The organism is Comamonas sp. CMM03, from assembly GCF_019218715.1.
GTDB classification, from domain to species: domain Bacteria; phylum Pseudomonadota; class Gammaproteobacteria; order Burkholderiales; family Burkholderiaceae_C; genus Comamonas; species Comamonas terrigena.
Genome location: NZ_JAHUXB010000002.1, coordinates 608,319 through 621,236, shown reverse-complemented (window position 1 = coordinate 621,236; position 12,918 = coordinate 608,319). Strand labels below are relative to the sequence as shown.

Sequence of the window (12,918 nt, the reverse complement as noted above, 5' to 3'; positions counted from 1 at the left end):
GATGCATGGTGTTGCAAGACTTTACGCACGCCTTGCATGCTGTTGACCAGAATGCGGCACGCTGTGCCCAGGTGTGTTGCCCAGGCGCACACCCCCCCACGGGCTGCGGCCCGTTGCTGAAAAGGATTACCCATGAAGATGAATCGACGTACCTCTGTGCACTCCCTGGTGGCCCTGGCCGCTGCTGCCTGCCTGCCGCTGGCAGCCCTGGCAGCCGAGGAAGCGCCGGATGCGCTGATCAAGCGCCTGTCGACCGACGTGCTGACCACCATCAAGGCGGATCCGGCCCTCAAGGGCGGAGACATGGCCAAGATCAATGCCCTGGTGGACCAGGTGGTGCTGCCGCATGTGAACTTCCGCCGCATGACGTCGGCGGCCGTGGGTCCCAAGTGGCGCCAGGCCACGCCGGCCCAGCAGGAACGCCTGCAAACCGAATTCAAGCAGCTGCTGATGCGCACCTACTCCGGCGCGCTGGCCCAGGTGAGCGACCAGACCGTGGTGGTCAAGCCGCTGCGCATGGCGGCCGGTGACACCGATGTGCTGGTGCGCACCGAAGTGCGTGGCAAGGGCGAGCCCGTGCCGCTGGACTTCCGTCTGGAAAAGAAGGACGGCGTCTGGAAGGTCTACAACTTCAACGTGCTGGGCGTCTGGCTGGTGGAAACCTACCGCACCCAGTTCGCCGAAGAGCTGAACAAGACCGGCATTGACGGCCTGATCCAGACTCTGGCCAGCCGCGGCGCCATGCCGGCCAAGGCCGCCAACGCCCAATGAGCGTGATTGCACTGCCCGCCGATCTGGATAGCGACCAGGCCGCAGCCCTGCTGCCGCAGCTGCGCCGCCAGATCGCCGGTGGCGGCACCGGTGCCGTGGTGCTGGATGCCGCTGCCGTGCGGCGTTTTGATTCCGCCGCACTGGCGTTGTTGCTGGAATGCCGCCGTCTGGCCCTGGCCAGCCAGCGCACCTTGGAAGTGCAGCATCTTCCCGCCGGCCTGCAGTCCATGGCCCATGTCTACGGCGTGGACGGCGTGCTGGGCGTGCCGGTGGGCGCCAGCGCGGGCGCAGACCCCCTGGTCTGACACCCCGCGGCGGCAGCGCCATGCCGGTGGTGCGGCCCGCTGTGCGGGCGCTGGTGCAGGCATTGGTGCGGGGTTGCAGCAGCCCCGATAAGGTTTATCGCCCAGCCCCCCGGGCACACAGCGGTGGACTGCCTTTAAAATGACCGGCTGCCATGCCAGCTGTCTCATTCCAATCCATCTCCAAGACCTACCGCACGCCCAAGGGCGAGTTCCAGGCCCTGCAACAGGTCAGCCTGGACATCGGTGAGGGCGAATTCTTCGGCCTGCTCGGTCCCAACGGCGCAGGCAAGACCACGCTGATCAGCATTCTGGCGGGATTGGCCAAGGCCACTTCCGGCCGTGTCACCGTCCAGGGCCATGACGTGCAAAGCGACTTTGCTGCAGCACGTCGTCAGCTGGGCGTGGTGCCCCAGGAGCTGGTGTTCGACCCCTTCTTCAATGTGCGCGAGACGCTGCGCCTGCAGTCCGGCTACTTTGGCGTGAAGCACAACGACGACTGGATTGATGAATTGCTGGACAGCCTGGGCCTGGCGGACAAGGCCACGGCCAATATGCGCCAGCTGTCGGGCGGCATGAAGCGCCGCGTGCTGGTGGCCCAGGCCCTGGTGCACAAGCCGCCCATCATCGTGCTGGATGAACCCACGGCCGGGGTGGATGTGGAACTGCGCCAGGCCCTGTGGCATTTCATTGCCAAGCTTAATAAGCAGGGCCACACGGTGCTGCTGACCACCCACTACCTGGAAGAGGCTGAAGCGCTGTGCAACCGCATCGCCATGCTCAAGCACGGACAGATCGTGGCGCTGGACGATACCTCCAACCTGCTCAAGACGGCGTCGGCCAATGTGCTGCAGTTCAAGAGCGACCAGGCCCTGCCCGAGGTGCTGCTGCCCATCGCCCGCGTCACCGGCCGGGTGGTGCAGCTGCCGGCCCAGGGCCCCAACGACATAGAACGCTATCTGGCCACCTTGCGCGAAGCGGGCGTGGCCATGGAAGACATGGAAATCCGCCGTGCCGACCTGGAGGATGTGTTTCTGCAGGTGATGAAAGGAGCGGCATGATGCAAGGCTGGCAGTCGCTGTTCTACAAGGAAATCCTGCGGTTCTGGAAGGTGAGCTTCCAGACCGTGGCCGCGCCCGTGCTCACGGCCGTGCTGTACCTGCTGATCTTCGGCCATGTGCTGGACGGGCATGTCAAGGTCTACGGCAGTCTGAGCTACACCGCCTTCCTGGTGCCCGGCCTGGTGATGATGAGCGTGCTGCAGAATGCGTTCGCCAACAGCTCGTCCAGTCTGGTGCAAAGCAAGATCATGGGCAGCGTGGTGTTCATCCTGCTCACCCCGCTGTCGCACTGGGCCTGGTTTGTGGCTTTTGTCGGTGCGTCGGTGGTGCGTGGTCTGGCCGTGGGGCTGGGGGTGTACATCGTCACGCTGTTCTTCACGCCGCCCGTTGCGGTGGCGCCGCTGTGGATTCTGGCCTTTGCCTTCCTGGGCGCGGCGCTTCTGGGCACACTGGGCCTGATTGCGGGGCTGTGGGCCGACAAGTTCGACCAGATGGCGGCCTTCCAGAACTTCCTGATCATGCCCATGACGTTTCTGTCGGGCGTGTTCTATTCCATCCACTCGCTGCCGCCGTTCTGGCAGCAGGTGAGCCACCTCAACCCCTTCTTCTACATGATCGATGGCTTTCGCTATGGCTTCTTCGGCCTGAGCGACGTGTCCCCCTGGACCAGCCTGGCCATCGTGGGCGGCGCCTGGCTGCTGGTCAGCGCCCTGGCCGTGCGCCTGCTGCGCACCGGCTACAAGATGCGCCACTGAGCGGTACCACCACCATGTGCAAGATTTCCACTTTCTCTGTCGCCCGCGCTGCGGGTGCTTTGGCCCATGACCGCTGACCAACTCCAAGCCATCATCTCTGCCGGCCTGCCTTGCGAACACATTGCGCTCGAAGGCGATGGCCGCCATTGGTATGCCACCATCGTCTCGGCCGCATTCGAAGGCCAGCGCCTTGTCGGCCGCCAGCGCCTGGTCTATGCCACGCTGGGCAACCGCATGGCCACCGACGAGGTGCATGCGCTGTCCATGAAGACCTACACGCCCGCCGAATGGGCGCAGCAGGCGGCCCAGTAAGCCGCCGCATTCATTCATTACTCACTCGCTGTGGGGGCGCATTCAGAGCGCGCCACAGCCTGATTGGACCCATAAGGCAGTTTTGCGATGGACAAACTCAAGATCCGTGGTGGCCGTTCGCTCAAGGGCGAAGTCCTGATTTCCGGTGCCAAGAACGCAGCCTTGCCCGAGATGTGCGCGGCGCTGCTGACCGCCGAGCCCGTGCACCTGCACAATGTGCCGCGCCTGCACGATGTGGCCACGATGCGCAAGCTGCTGGCCAATATGGGCGTGCAGACCGAGACCCACGGCGAGCGTGGCGGCATGAGCTTTGTCGCACCCGACAGCCTGACGCCCGAAGCACCGTACGAGCTGGTCAAGACCATGCGCGCTTCGGTGCTGGCGCTGGGGCCGCTGCTGGCCCGCTTTGGCCGCGCCAAGGTGTCGCTGCCCGGCGGCTGCGCGATCGGTTCGCGTCCGGTGGACCAGCACATCAAGGGCCTGCAGGCCATGGGGGCGGTCATCACCGTGGAAAACGGCTACATGCACGCCAGCCTGCCTGCAGGCTGGACGCGCCTCAAGGGCGCGCGCATCACCACCGACATGGTGACCGTGACGGGGACCGAGAACTTCCTGATGGCTGCAGCGCTGGCCGACGGCGAGACCGTGCTGGAAAACGCTGCCATGGAGCCTGAAATCCCCGATCTGGCCGAGATGCTGATCAAGATGGGCGCCAAGATCACCGGCCACGGCACCAGCCGCATCGTGATCCAGGGGGTGGAGCGGCTGCACGGCTGCACCCATGACGTGGTGGCGGACCGCATCGAGGCAGGAACCTTCCTGTGCGCGGTGGCTGCCACCGGCGGCGAGGCCTTGCTGCACCATGCACGCGCCGACCACCTGGGCGCCGTGATCGACAAGCTCAAGGAGGCGGGCGTGACCGTGGAGTCCGTGGCGGGCGGCCTGAAGGTCAGCTCCAACGGCAAGCTCAAGGCCCAGAGCTTCCGCACCACCGAATACCCCGGCTTTCCCACCGATATGCAGGCGCAGTTCATGGCGCTGAACCTGGTGGGCGAGGGAGGCAGCGTGGTGACCGAGACGATCTTTGAAAACCGTTTCATGCACGTCAACGAGATGCGCCGCCTGGGTGCGCAGATCTCCACCGATGGCCGTGTGGCGTCCATCGAAGGCGGCAAGCGCCTGACCGGCGCCGCCGTGATGGCCACCGACCTGCGTGCATCGGCCAGCCTGGTGATTGCCGGCCTGGTGGCCGAGGGCGAGACCCTGGTGGACCGTATTTACCACCTGGACCGTGGCTACGACCGCATGGAAGAGAAGCTGCGGGGCCTGGGTGCAGATATCGAAAGAGTGTCGGAATGACGATCGCAACCCCTGTGACGATTGCCCTGTCCAAGGGCCGTATCTTTGAAGAAACCGTGCCCCTGCTGGCGGCTGCCGGCATCGCGGTGACGGAAGACGTGGAAAAGTCGCGCAAGCTGATCTTCGACACCAACCAGCCCCATGTGCGCGTGGTGCTGGTGCGTGCGTCGGACGTGCCGGTGTATGTGCAGTACGGGGGCGCCGATCTGGGCGTGTCCGGACTGGATTCGCTGATCGAGCATGGCGGCCAGGGCCTGTACCAGCCGCTGGACCTGCAGATTGCCCGCTGCCGCGTGAGCGTGGCCGTGCGCAATGGTTTCGACTATGCGCATGCCGTCAAGCAAGGTGCGCGCCTGCGCATTGCGACCAAGTATCCCGAGATCGCACGCCATTTCTTCGCCAAGAAGGGGGTGCACGTGGACATGGTCAAGCTCTACGGTTCCATGGAACTGGCGCCGCTGACCGGCATGGCCGATGCCATCGTCGACCTGGTGTCCACCGGCAACACCCTCAAGGCCAATGACCTGGTCGAGGTCGAGCCCATCATGGACATCAGCTCGCGCCTGGTGGTCAACCAGGCGTCGCTCAAGCTCAAGCAGGCCCCGCTGCGCCACATCATCGATGCGTTCGCCCAGGCCGTTGCGGCCAAGAACAACTGATTTTCTCCACTGGTAAATACTATGGAATTCGTAGCTGCTCCCGTCCGTCTATCAACCGCAGATGCCCAGTTTGAGCATGATTTCGCTGCGCGTCTGCATTGGTCGGCGGACACGGACGCCGCCATCGAACAGCGTGTGGCCGACATCCTGGCCGATGTGCAAAAGCGCGGCGATGCCGCCGTGCTGGAGTACACCGCCCGCTTTGACGGCCTGAGCGCCGACTCCATGGCCGCGCTGGAGCTGACCAAGGAAGAACTCAAGGCCGCTTTCGACAGCCTGCCTGCAGACCAGTGCGAAGCACTGGAATCCGCCGCACGCCGTGTGCGCAGCTACCACGAGGCACAGAAGAAGGCCAATGGCGAAAGCTGGAGCTACCGTGACGAAGACGGTACCCTGCTGGGCCAGAAGGTCACGCCGCTGGACCGCGTGGGCATTTACGTACCCGGCGGCAAGGCGGCGTATCCCAGCAGCGTGCTGATGAATGCCATTCCGGCCCAGGTGGCGGGGGTGGAAGACATCATCATGGTGGTGCCCACGCCGCAAGGCGCCAAGAATCCGCTGGTGCTGGCCGCCGCCTATGTGGCCGGTGTGCACCGCGCCTTCACCGTGGGCGGTGCGCAGGCCGTGGCCGCCTTGGCTTACGGTACGGCCACCATCCCCAAGGTGGACAAGATCACCGGCCCCGGCAACGCCTATGTGGCCAGTGCCAAGAAGCGGGTCTTCGGTCTGGTGGGCATCGACATGATTGCCGGCCCCAGCGAAATTCTGGTGCTGGCCGACGGCACGACACCGCCCGCCTGGGTGGCAATGGACCTGTTCAGCCAGGCCGAGCACGATGAGCTGGCCCAGTCCATCCTGCTGTGCCCGGATGCGGCCTATATTGATGCCGTCCAGGCCGAGATCGATCGCCTGCTGCCCGAGATGCCCCGCAAGGCCATCATCGCCAAGAGCCTGAGCGACCGTGGCGCGCTGATCCTGACCAAGGACATGGAAGAGGCCTGTGCCATCAGCAACCGCATTGCGCCGGAGCACCTGGAAGTCTCCAGCCGGGATCCGCACCGCTGGGAGCCGCTGCTCAAGCACGCCGGTGCCATCTTCCTGGGTGCGTACACCTCGGAAAGCCTGGGGGACTACTGCGCGGGCCCCAACCACGTGCTGCCCACCAGCGGTACTGCGCGTTTCAGCTCGCCGCTGGGGGTGTACGACTTCCAGAAGCGCAGCAGCCTGATCGAGGTCAGCGAAGCCGGTGCCCAGATTCTGGGCAAGACCGCCGCCGTGCTGGCCTATGGCGAGGGCCTGCAAGGCCATGCCCGTGCGGCCGAAATGCGTCTGAAATAAAGCGGCACCGGACGCGTGTGCAAGCCGTGGCGGGTCCACGGCTTTTTTCTGCACGCGTTGCTGCGGCGGCTGCCACATACGGGCCGCACCCGGGCCGCACCGGGGTGCGGTGCATCCAGATTCCAACCACCAGGGAGTGTGAACATGAACCCCACCACCACATCCGGGCTGCGGCGCTGCTGGCAGACCCTGTGTGCCCTGCTGCTGGCCGCCGGTCTGGCGGCGTGCGGCGCCCCGCAGTCCAGTCCCGATCCGCTTGCCGCCGTGGCCCAGCGTGGTCCCCAGGTGGAATCCACCTTGGGCACCCAGTGGGGGGAGGGGCGGGAGTCCGTGACCTACGATGTGGAAGCCACGCGTTTGCATCCCGAACATGCACAGGCGCTGTCGCAACTGCGCTATTCCGATGAAGCCAGCATCCGCCGTGCCCTGGGCGGCAGTGCCGACCGGCAGCTGAATGTGCTGCTGGCCGACGGTGCGGTGGAGTGGTCCTTGCTGGATGGGCAAGGCCAGGCGCTGCCGGTGTACAGCCAGCGCGGCAGCAGCAGCTACCAGCTGGCGGGCCGCCATGGCGAGCGCTATATGCTGGTGTTCACCAACCGCAGCAGCCGCAACTACGAGGTGGTGGCCACGGTAGACGGCCTGGACGTGCTGTCCGGCCAGGCGGGCAGCCTGCAGAACGCCGGCTACCTCCTGCGCGCGGGCCAGACCCTGCACATCGAGGGCTTTCGCAAGAACAGCCGCGAGGTGGCGGCCTTCCGCTTTGCCACCAAGGACCGGGCGTATGCGGCCCACACGGCTGACGGGGATGCGCGCAACATCGGCGTGATCGGTGCGGCACTGTTCGAGGTGCAACTGGCCGGCAACCCGGTGGCGCAGCCGCCCCGCAGCGGCGCTGGTGCGCCAGCACCCCAGGCTTTCCCCGGCGACGCTGGCCGCGGTGGCTACGCGCAACCACCGCAGTACCGCTAAGGCAAGCCTCGGGTGCCGGCGCCACCCGGTTGCCGGGGTGGCTTATGCCGGGGTATGGCTGCCCTGGGGCAGCAGCACCCAGCGCACCAGGGCCGGCGCATTGCCTTGCGCACCCAGGTACAGCCGGGCAGGGCCGGGGCAGTACAGGCGCTGGCCGGCTTCGGCAAACTTATCCTTTAGCAGGTCCTGTTGCGTGAGCCACAGGCGGCCCTGCTGGCATTCCAGTACCGCCATCCGGCCTTTCGGGACGAGCACCGCCTGCACCGTGCCGGCTGCGTCCAGGGACAGTGGCTTCCAGGGGGGCGGTGGTGTGCCAAGTTCGGCTCTCAACCGGCCCTCTGCACCGTGTGCGGATGCCATGGTGGAAGCGTGTGGGAGCGTATGGGGGGAGGGGTGGATCGCATACATGGCCTCACTGTCGGGCAATGCGGCGGGCGGCAACAGCGGCAGTCCGGTGTGAACCGAACCGGTACAGCCGCAGGGCCTCGGGCTTCTGTGCTGTATGGCTGGCAGGGTATCTGTACTGAAGGCAATAGGCCGGGGTAGTACAGAATGCCGGCATGGATTCCGTTGCCTCTCTTCCTCTGTATCTGCAGATTGCCGAACCCCTGGCCCAGTGCATACGCCAGGGCACCCTGGCGCGCGGCGACAAGCTGCCTTCGGTGCGGGCGCTGGCCCGCCAGCATGGCGTGGCACAGACCACGGTGGTGCAGGCATTTCACTGGCTGGAAGATGCGCAGCTGATCACGGCCCGCCCGCGCTCGGGCTTCTATGTGGCGGCGCGCCCGGCACAGCTGCCGGAGCCCAGCACGGTCCAGCCCCTGCGCCGGCCTCGCGCGCTGTCCAAGGACTGGCTGGGTCAGCGCGTGCTGGGGCGCAAGCAGCCCGAAGGCATGCTGTCGTTCAGCAGCGGCACACCGGGGCCGGACTTGCTGCATACCGACCGCGTGCGCCGGGCCGTCACGCGTGCCGTGCAGCAGCACCGCCATCTGCTGTCCACCTACCCGGATGCCAGTGGCCATGAAGACGCACGCCGCGCCCTGGCCCGCTATGCGGTGGGCCTGGGGTGCAGCCTGGACCCGGAGCGCATCGTCATCACCGGGGGCTGCATGGACAGCGTGGCTCTGTGCCTGCGTGCGGTGACCCAGCCGGGCGATGTGGTGGCGCTGGAGTCTCCCACGCATTTTTCGTTTCTGGAGGTGCTGCAGGCGCTGCAACTCAAGGCCCTGGAGATTCCCACGCATCCACGCCATGGCCTGTCGGTGGATGCACTGCAACTGGCGCTCGATACCCAGCCGGTCAAGGCCCTGCTGCTGGTGCCCACCCTCAGCAATCCGCTGGGCTGCTGCATGCCGCAGGCCGAGCGCAAACGCCTGGTGCAACTGGCGGCGCAGCATGGGCTGCCCGTGATCGAAGACGCCATCTATGCCGACCTGGCCGAGGGCGATGCCATGCGCCGCACGCTCAAATCCTATGACAGCAGCGGCCAGGTGATGCTGTGCCATTCCTTTTCCAAGACGCTGGCGCCGGGTCTGCGTCTGGGCTGGCTGGAGGCCGGCCGCTGGACGGCGCAGGTGCGCCACATCAAGGAAATGCAGGCCGGAGGACAGTCTGCCGTGCTGGAGCTGGCGCTGGCCGATCTGATCACCCAGACCGGCCACCATGCCGCCATGCGCCAGTTGCGCGCAGCCATTGCGGTGCGGGTGGACCAGGCGCGGCAGGTGATTGCCGGGCATTTTCCTGCGGGGACCCGCGTCAGCGATCCGCCCGGCGGGCTGCTGCTGTGGCTGGAGCTGCCGCAGGGCGTGGGGGCCGTGCAGCTGCACGAAGCCTGTCTGGCCGAGCAGATCCTGATCCCGCCCGGACGGTTGTTCGGTGCGGCTGGGCGCTTTCCGCAGGGGGTGCGCATCGGCCTGGGAGGGGACTGGACCGCACAGCATCTGGATGCCTTGCGGCGGGTGGGCGAGATGGCCCAGCAGCTGCTGCGCAGAGCGGCTACTGTGTGACACGGATCTGGTGTGGCACGAATTTCGTGTGGCACGAATTTCGTGTACGATAGACGGCATGAAGAACCTCACCATCACCGTTGACGACAGCGTGCTCGAATGGGCGCGGGTGGAAGCGGCCCGGCGCGGCACCAGCGTCTCGCGCATGGTGGGAGACTTCATGGCCGAGATGATGCAGCGCGAGGACGCGTACGAACGGGCCTACCTGGCCTGGCGCACGGACGAGCGCAGCTGGCAGGCCGGTCCGGCAGCGGTGGCTGCAGCCAGCGCCCAGGTGCGCCGCGCCAGTGCCCGGCGCGCCGGTGATCCCCAAGACCTGAATTCCGGAGCGGCGGCATGAACCCGGTGTTTGTCGATACCTCGGTGCTGATTGCCGCCGAAGACGTGGCCGGCGGCCCGTTGTACGCGGCCACGCTGGCCTGGCTGGACGTGCTGTGGCGCACGCGCAGCGGTCGTACCGGCAACCAGGCCCTGGTCGAGTTCTACGACCAGGTCACCACCGCCGCCGTGCCGCTGCCCCAGGGCGATGCGCGTGCCGCCATCCGCCGCTACCAGACCTGGACGCCATGGAAGACCGATGCGGCCACGCTGGAAACGGCCTGGGCCGTGCAGGCCCGCCACCAGCTGGATTTCGGCGATTGCCTGGCCGTGGCCTGTGCCCAGCACAGCGGCTGCAGCCAGATGCTGAGCCTGCACCTGCCCCATGGTGCCGAATTTGGCGGCGTGACCGTGGTGCACCCGCTGCGGCAACCCGCTCCCGGATTGGAAGGAGCCTGAGCGCCCACACCATTGCAGCCGTGCAATGCAGGCCAACGCAGGCATCCCGTGGAAAGACGACCATGACCCCACCAGACAACCAAACCCGCGCCCTGCAGCGCATCCGTGCCGATGTGCGTGCCATGTCGGCCTACCATGTCCAGCCCGCCCAAGGCCTGCTGAAGATGGACACCATGGAGAACCCCTACCGTCTGCCAGCCGCGCTGCAGCAGCAACTGGGGGCGCACCTGGGCAGCCTGGAAATCAACCGCTATCCCGGCGAGCGCCTGGAGGTGCTCAAGCAGATGCTGGCCGACTACGCCGGTGCCCCGGCCGGAACGGCGGTGCTGCTGGGCAATGGCTCGGATGAAATCATCACCTTGCTGGCGCTGGCCACGGCCCAGCCGAGCGAAGGTGGTCGCGCCACCATGCTGGCGCCCATGCCCGGCTTTGTGATGTACCCCCTGAGTGCCAAGCTGCAAGGGCTGGACTTTGTCGGCGTGGACCTGACGGCAGACTTTGACCTGGATGTGCCCGCCATGCTGCAGGCCATTGCCGCCCACCGGCCCGCCATCACCTATATCGCCTACCCCAACAACCCGACGGCCACACTGTGGGCCGAGGACAAGGTCCAGGCCGTCATCGACGCGGTGGCCGCTGTGGGCGGTCTGGTGGTGATGGACGAGGCCTACCAGCCTTTTGCCAGCCGCAGCTGGATCACGCGCATGCAGGCCGATCCGGCCCGCAATGCCCATGTGCTGCTGATGCGCACGCTCAGCAAGTTCGGTCTGGCCGGCGCGCGCCTGGGCTATCTGATCGGCCCGTCCGCCCTGGTGAACGAGATCGACAAGGTGCGCCCGCCTTACAACATCAGCGTACTCAACTGCGAAACGGCGATTTTTGCGTTGCAGCATGAATCGCTGTATGCCGAACAGGCGGCGGCCATCCGCGCCGAACGCCAGCCGCTGATCGATGCCCTGGCGGCGTTGCCCGGCGTAGCCACGGTCTGGCCGTCCGAAGCGAATATGGTGCTGCTGCGGGTGCGCGATGCCGCCCACGCCCAGGCCCAGATGAAGGCGCGGGGCGTGCTGGTGAAGAATGTCTCGGCCATGCACCCGCTGCTGGCCAACTGCCTGCGCCTGACCGTAGGCACCGCCCAAGAAAATGCCCAGATGCTGGCTGCCCTGAAGGAATCACTATGAGCAACGCACTCGTCCCTTCCACCGTGTCCGACGATGGCACCGCCCGCATTGCGGAAGTGCAACGCAATACCGCCGAAACCCGCGTGCATGTGCGCGTCGATCTGGACGGCACGGGCAAGGCCAGCCTGCATTCCGGCATCGGCTTTCTGGACCACATGCTAGACCAGATTGCGCGCCACGCGCTGGTCGATCTGCACATCGAATGCGAAGGCGATCTGCACATCGACGGCCACCACACGGTGGAAGACATCGGCATCACCCTGGGCCAGGCCTTTGCCAAGGCCATTGGCGACAAGAAAGGCATCCGCCGCTACGGCCACGCCTATGTGCCGCTGGATGAAGCCTTGAGCCGCGTGGTGATCGACTTCTCCGGCCGTCCCGGCCTGCACATGGACTGCAAGTTCACCGCCGGCAGCATCGGCCAGCTCGATACCCAGCTGGTGTTCGAGTTTTTCCAGGGCTTTGTGAACCACGCCGGTGTCACACTGCACATCGACAATCTCAAGGGCTTCAATGCCCACCACCAGTGCGAGACCATCTTCAAGGCCTTCGCCCGGGCGCTGCGCTTTGCGCTGGAACGCGATCCGCGCATGGCCGGGGTGATTCCCTCCACCAAGGGATCGCTGTAAAAATGGGCGCTGCCCGTGCGCACCGTGTGCGCCATGGGAAGAAAGAGTATTTTGAAAACTGAGCTGCAAGCGCACAAGCTGCTATGAATGCTTTGAACAACACCGTGGCCGTGGTCGATTACGGCATGGGCAATCTGCGTTCCGTCTCGCAGGCGGTCATGGCCGCTGCGGCGGATTCCGCCGTGCGCGTGGTGGTCACCCAGGATCCGGCCGAAGTGCGCGCGGCCAGCCGCGTCGTGCTACCCGGCCAGGGCGCCATGCGCGATTGCATGGCAGCGCTGCGCGATTCGGGCATGGAGCAGGCCGTGCGCGAAGCCGCCGCCAGCAAACCGCTGTTCGGTGTGTGCGTGGGCATGCAGATGCTGCTGGACCACAGCGAAGAGGGGGACACCCCGGGTCTGGGCCTGATTGCCGGCACCGTGCAGCGCTTTGCGCTGGAAGGCCGCACCCAGGCCGACGGCAGCCGCTTCAAGGTGCCGCAGATGGGCTGGAACCAGGTCCAGCCCCAGGCCCCCGGAGGCCAGCGCCACCCCGTCTGGGGCGATACGCCCGACGGCGCCTACTTCTATTTTGTGCACAGTTTCTATGCCCGGCCGGCACAGGCGGCGCATTGCGCATCGTTGACCGACTACGGTGGGCTTTTCGCATCGGCCGTGGCCCGCGATAATATTTTCGCCACCCAGTTCCATCCGGAAAAGAGCGCCGACCAGGGCCTGGCCCTGTACCGCAACTTCCTGGCCTGGAAGCCCTGAGGCATTTTTCGTTCCACCCCTGTCGGACCGCTTTTTGAGGCGGACCA

16 protein-coding genes are annotated in these 12,918 nt (G+C 66.1%); 15 read left to right on the top strand and 1 reads right to left on the bottom strand.

Annotated features, from left to right (window positions below; translation table 11 throughout):
- Positions 1–132 precede the first annotated feature (132 nt).
- From KW830_RS09745 to KW830_RS09705, 9 genes are all read left to right on the top strand, one after another.
- Positions 133–771: an ABC transporter substrate-binding protein gene (locus KW830_RS09745; RefSeq protein ID WP_218333000.1), complete on the top strand. Its 639-nt coding sequence runs from the start codon at positions 133–135 to the stop codon at positions 769–771.
- The gene (locus tag KW830_RS09740; RefSeq protein WP_218332998.1) at positions 768–1,076 is read left to right on the top strand and encodes a lipid asymmetry maintenance protein MlaB; all 309 of its coding nucleotides are present in this window, start codon (positions 768–770) and stop codon (positions 1,074–1,076) included. Before KW830_RS09745 ends, KW830_RS09740 begins: the two co-directional genes overlap by 4 nt.
- A 152-nt stretch (positions 1,077–1,228) precedes the next feature.
- Positions 1,229–2,134, top strand: a complete 906-nt coding sequence (locus KW830_RS09735; protein ID WP_066540381.1) for an ABC transporter ATP-binding protein — start codon at positions 1,229–1,231, stop codon at positions 2,132–2,134.
- Positions 2,134–2,889, top strand: coding sequence for an ABC transporter permease (locus KW830_RS09730; protein WP_066540849.1), 756 nt, complete (start codon positions 2,134–2,136; stop codon positions 2,887–2,889). Before KW830_RS09735 ends, KW830_RS09730 begins: the two co-directional genes overlap by 1 nt.
- 66 nt (positions 2,890–2,955) lie before the next feature.
- A complete protein-coding gene (locus KW830_RS09725) occupies positions 2,956–3,201 on the top strand; it encodes a BolA family protein (RefSeq protein WP_066540383.1) in 246 nt (81 codons plus the stop codon).
- Positions 3,202–3,288: 87 nt separating this feature from the next.
- A complete protein-coding gene (gene murA, locus KW830_RS09720) occupies positions 3,289–4,560 on the top strand; it encodes a UDP-N-acetylglucosamine 1-carboxyvinyltransferase (protein WP_218332996.1) in 1,272 nt (423 codons plus the stop codon).
- Positions 4,557–5,219 (top strand): ATP phosphoribosyltransferase, encoded by a 663-nt coding sequence (gene hisG / locus KW830_RS09715; RefSeq protein ID WP_066540386.1) that lies wholly within the window; start codon positions 4,557–4,559, stop codon positions 5,217–5,219. The genes murA and hisG overlap by 4 nt, the downstream gene beginning before the upstream one ends.
- Before the next feature lie 21 nt (positions 5,220–5,240).
- Positions 5,241–6,557 carry a histidinol dehydrogenase gene (hisD, locus tag KW830_RS09710; protein WP_218332992.1) on the top strand — a complete coding sequence of 439 codons (1,317 nt, stop codon included), beginning with the start codon at positions 5,241–5,243 and terminating at the stop codon, positions 6,555–6,557.
- A gap of 144 nt (positions 6,558–6,701) precedes the next feature.
- A complete protein-coding gene (locus tag KW830_RS09705) occupies positions 6,702–7,526 on the top strand; it encodes a hypothetical protein (protein WP_218332984.1) in 825 nt (274 codons plus the stop codon).
- A gap of 42 nt (positions 7,527–7,568) precedes the next feature.
- On the opposite strand, the gene KW830_RS09700 is transcribed toward KW830_RS09705, so the two are convergent.
- On the bottom strand, positions 7,569–7,886 hold the full coding sequence (locus KW830_RS09700; protein ID WP_172591856.1) for a DUF2917 domain-containing protein: 318 nt from the start codon (positions 7,884–7,886) through the stop codon (positions 7,569–7,571).
- A gap of 200 nt (positions 7,887–8,086) precedes the next feature.
- Between KW830_RS09700 and KW830_RS09695 the strand changes: the two genes are divergently transcribed.
- From KW830_RS09695 to hisH, 6 genes are all read left to right on the top strand, one after another.
- Positions 8,087–9,532, top strand: a complete 1,446-nt coding sequence (locus KW830_RS09695; RefSeq protein ID WP_218332982.1) for a PLP-dependent aminotransferase family protein — start codon at positions 8,087–8,089, stop codon at positions 9,530–9,532.
- 58 nt (positions 9,533–9,590) lie between these two features.
- Entirely contained in the window at positions 9,591–9,872 is a 282-nt protein-coding gene (locus tag KW830_RS21320; RefSeq protein WP_066540400.1) for a DUF6364 family protein, read from the top strand.
- A complete protein-coding gene (locus tag KW830_RS21315; RefSeq protein ID WP_066540402.1) occupies positions 9,869–10,309 on the top strand; it encodes a PIN domain-containing protein in 441 nt (146 codons plus the stop codon). The genes KW830_RS21320 and KW830_RS21315 overlap by 4 nt, the downstream gene beginning before the upstream one ends.
- A 62-nt stretch (positions 10,310–10,371) precedes the next feature.
- A complete protein-coding gene (gene hisC / locus KW830_RS09685) occupies positions 10,372–11,490 on the top strand; it encodes a histidinol-phosphate transaminase (RefSeq protein WP_066540405.1) in 1,119 nt (372 codons plus the stop codon).
- Positions 11,487–12,119 carry an imidazoleglycerol-phosphate dehydratase HisB gene (hisB, locus tag KW830_RS09680; RefSeq protein ID WP_066540408.1) on the top strand — a complete coding sequence of 211 codons (633 nt, stop codon included), beginning with the start codon at positions 11,487–11,489 and terminating at the stop codon, positions 12,117–12,119. The genes hisC and hisB overlap by 4 nt, the downstream gene beginning before the upstream one ends.
- Positions 12,120–12,202: 83 nt before the next feature.
- Positions 12,203–12,871, top strand: coding sequence for an imidazole glycerol phosphate synthase subunit HisH (gene hisH / locus KW830_RS09675; protein ID WP_066540411.1), 669 nt, complete (start codon positions 12,203–12,205; stop codon positions 12,869–12,871).
- Positions 12,872–12,918: the final 47 nt, after the last annotated feature.

What these genes read in the sequence shown, in the direction of transcription:
- KW830_RS09745 (WP_218333000.1), top strand. Translation starts at nt 133, where the DNA reads ATGAAGATGAATCGACGTACCTCTGTGCACTCCCTGGTGGCCCTGGCC.
- KW830_RS09740 (WP_218332998.1), top strand. Translation starts at nt 768, where the DNA reads ATGAGCGTGATTGCACTGCCCGCCGATCTGGATAGCGACCAGGCCGCA.
- KW830_RS09735 (WP_066540381.1), top strand. Translation starts at nt 1,229, where the DNA reads ATGCCAGCTGTCTCATTCCAATCCATCTCCAAGACCTACCGCACGCCC.
- KW830_RS09730 (WP_066540849.1), top strand. Translation starts at nt 2,134, where the DNA reads ATGCAAGGCTGGCAGTCGCTGTTCTACAAGGAAATCCTGCGGTTCTGG.
- KW830_RS09725 (WP_066540383.1), top strand. Translation starts at nt 2,956, where the DNA reads ATGACCGCTGACCAACTCCAAGCCATCATCTCTGCCGGCCTGCCTTGC.
- murA (WP_218332996.1), top strand. Translation starts at nt 3,289, where the DNA reads ATGGACAAACTCAAGATCCGTGGTGGCCGTTCGCTCAAGGGCGAAGTC.
- hisG (WP_066540386.1), top strand. Translation starts at nt 4,557, where the DNA reads ATGACGATCGCAACCCCTGTGACGATTGCCCTGTCCAAGGGCCGTATC.
- hisD (WP_218332992.1), top strand. Translation starts at nt 5,241, where the DNA reads ATGGAATTCGTAGCTGCTCCCGTCCGTCTATCAACCGCAGATGCCCAG.
- KW830_RS09705 (WP_218332984.1), top strand. Translation starts at nt 6,702, where the DNA reads ATGAACCCCACCACCACATCCGGGCTGCGGCGCTGCTGGCAGACCCTG.
- KW830_RS09700 (WP_172591856.1), bottom strand. Translation starts at nt 7,886, where the DNA reads ATGGCATCCGCACACGGTGCAGAGGGCCGGTTGAGAGCCGAACTTGGC.
- KW830_RS09695 (WP_218332982.1), top strand. Translation starts at nt 8,087, where the DNA reads ATGGATTCCGTTGCCTCTCTTCCTCTGTATCTGCAGATTGCCGAACCC.
- KW830_RS21320 (WP_066540400.1), top strand. Translation starts at nt 9,591, where the DNA reads ATGAAGAACCTCACCATCACCGTTGACGACAGCGTGCTCGAATGGGCG.
- KW830_RS21315 (WP_066540402.1), top strand. Translation starts at nt 9,869, where the DNA reads ATGAACCCGGTGTTTGTCGATACCTCGGTGCTGATTGCCGCCGAAGAC.
- hisC (WP_066540405.1), top strand. Translation starts at nt 10,372, where the DNA reads ATGACCCCACCAGACAACCAAACCCGCGCCCTGCAGCGCATCCGTGCC.
- hisB (WP_066540408.1), top strand. Translation starts at nt 11,487, where the DNA reads ATGAGCAACGCACTCGTCCCTTCCACCGTGTCCGACGATGGCACCGCC.
- hisH (WP_066540411.1), top strand. Translation starts at nt 12,203, where the DNA reads ATGAATGCTTTGAACAACACCGTGGCCGTGGTCGATTACGGCATGGGC.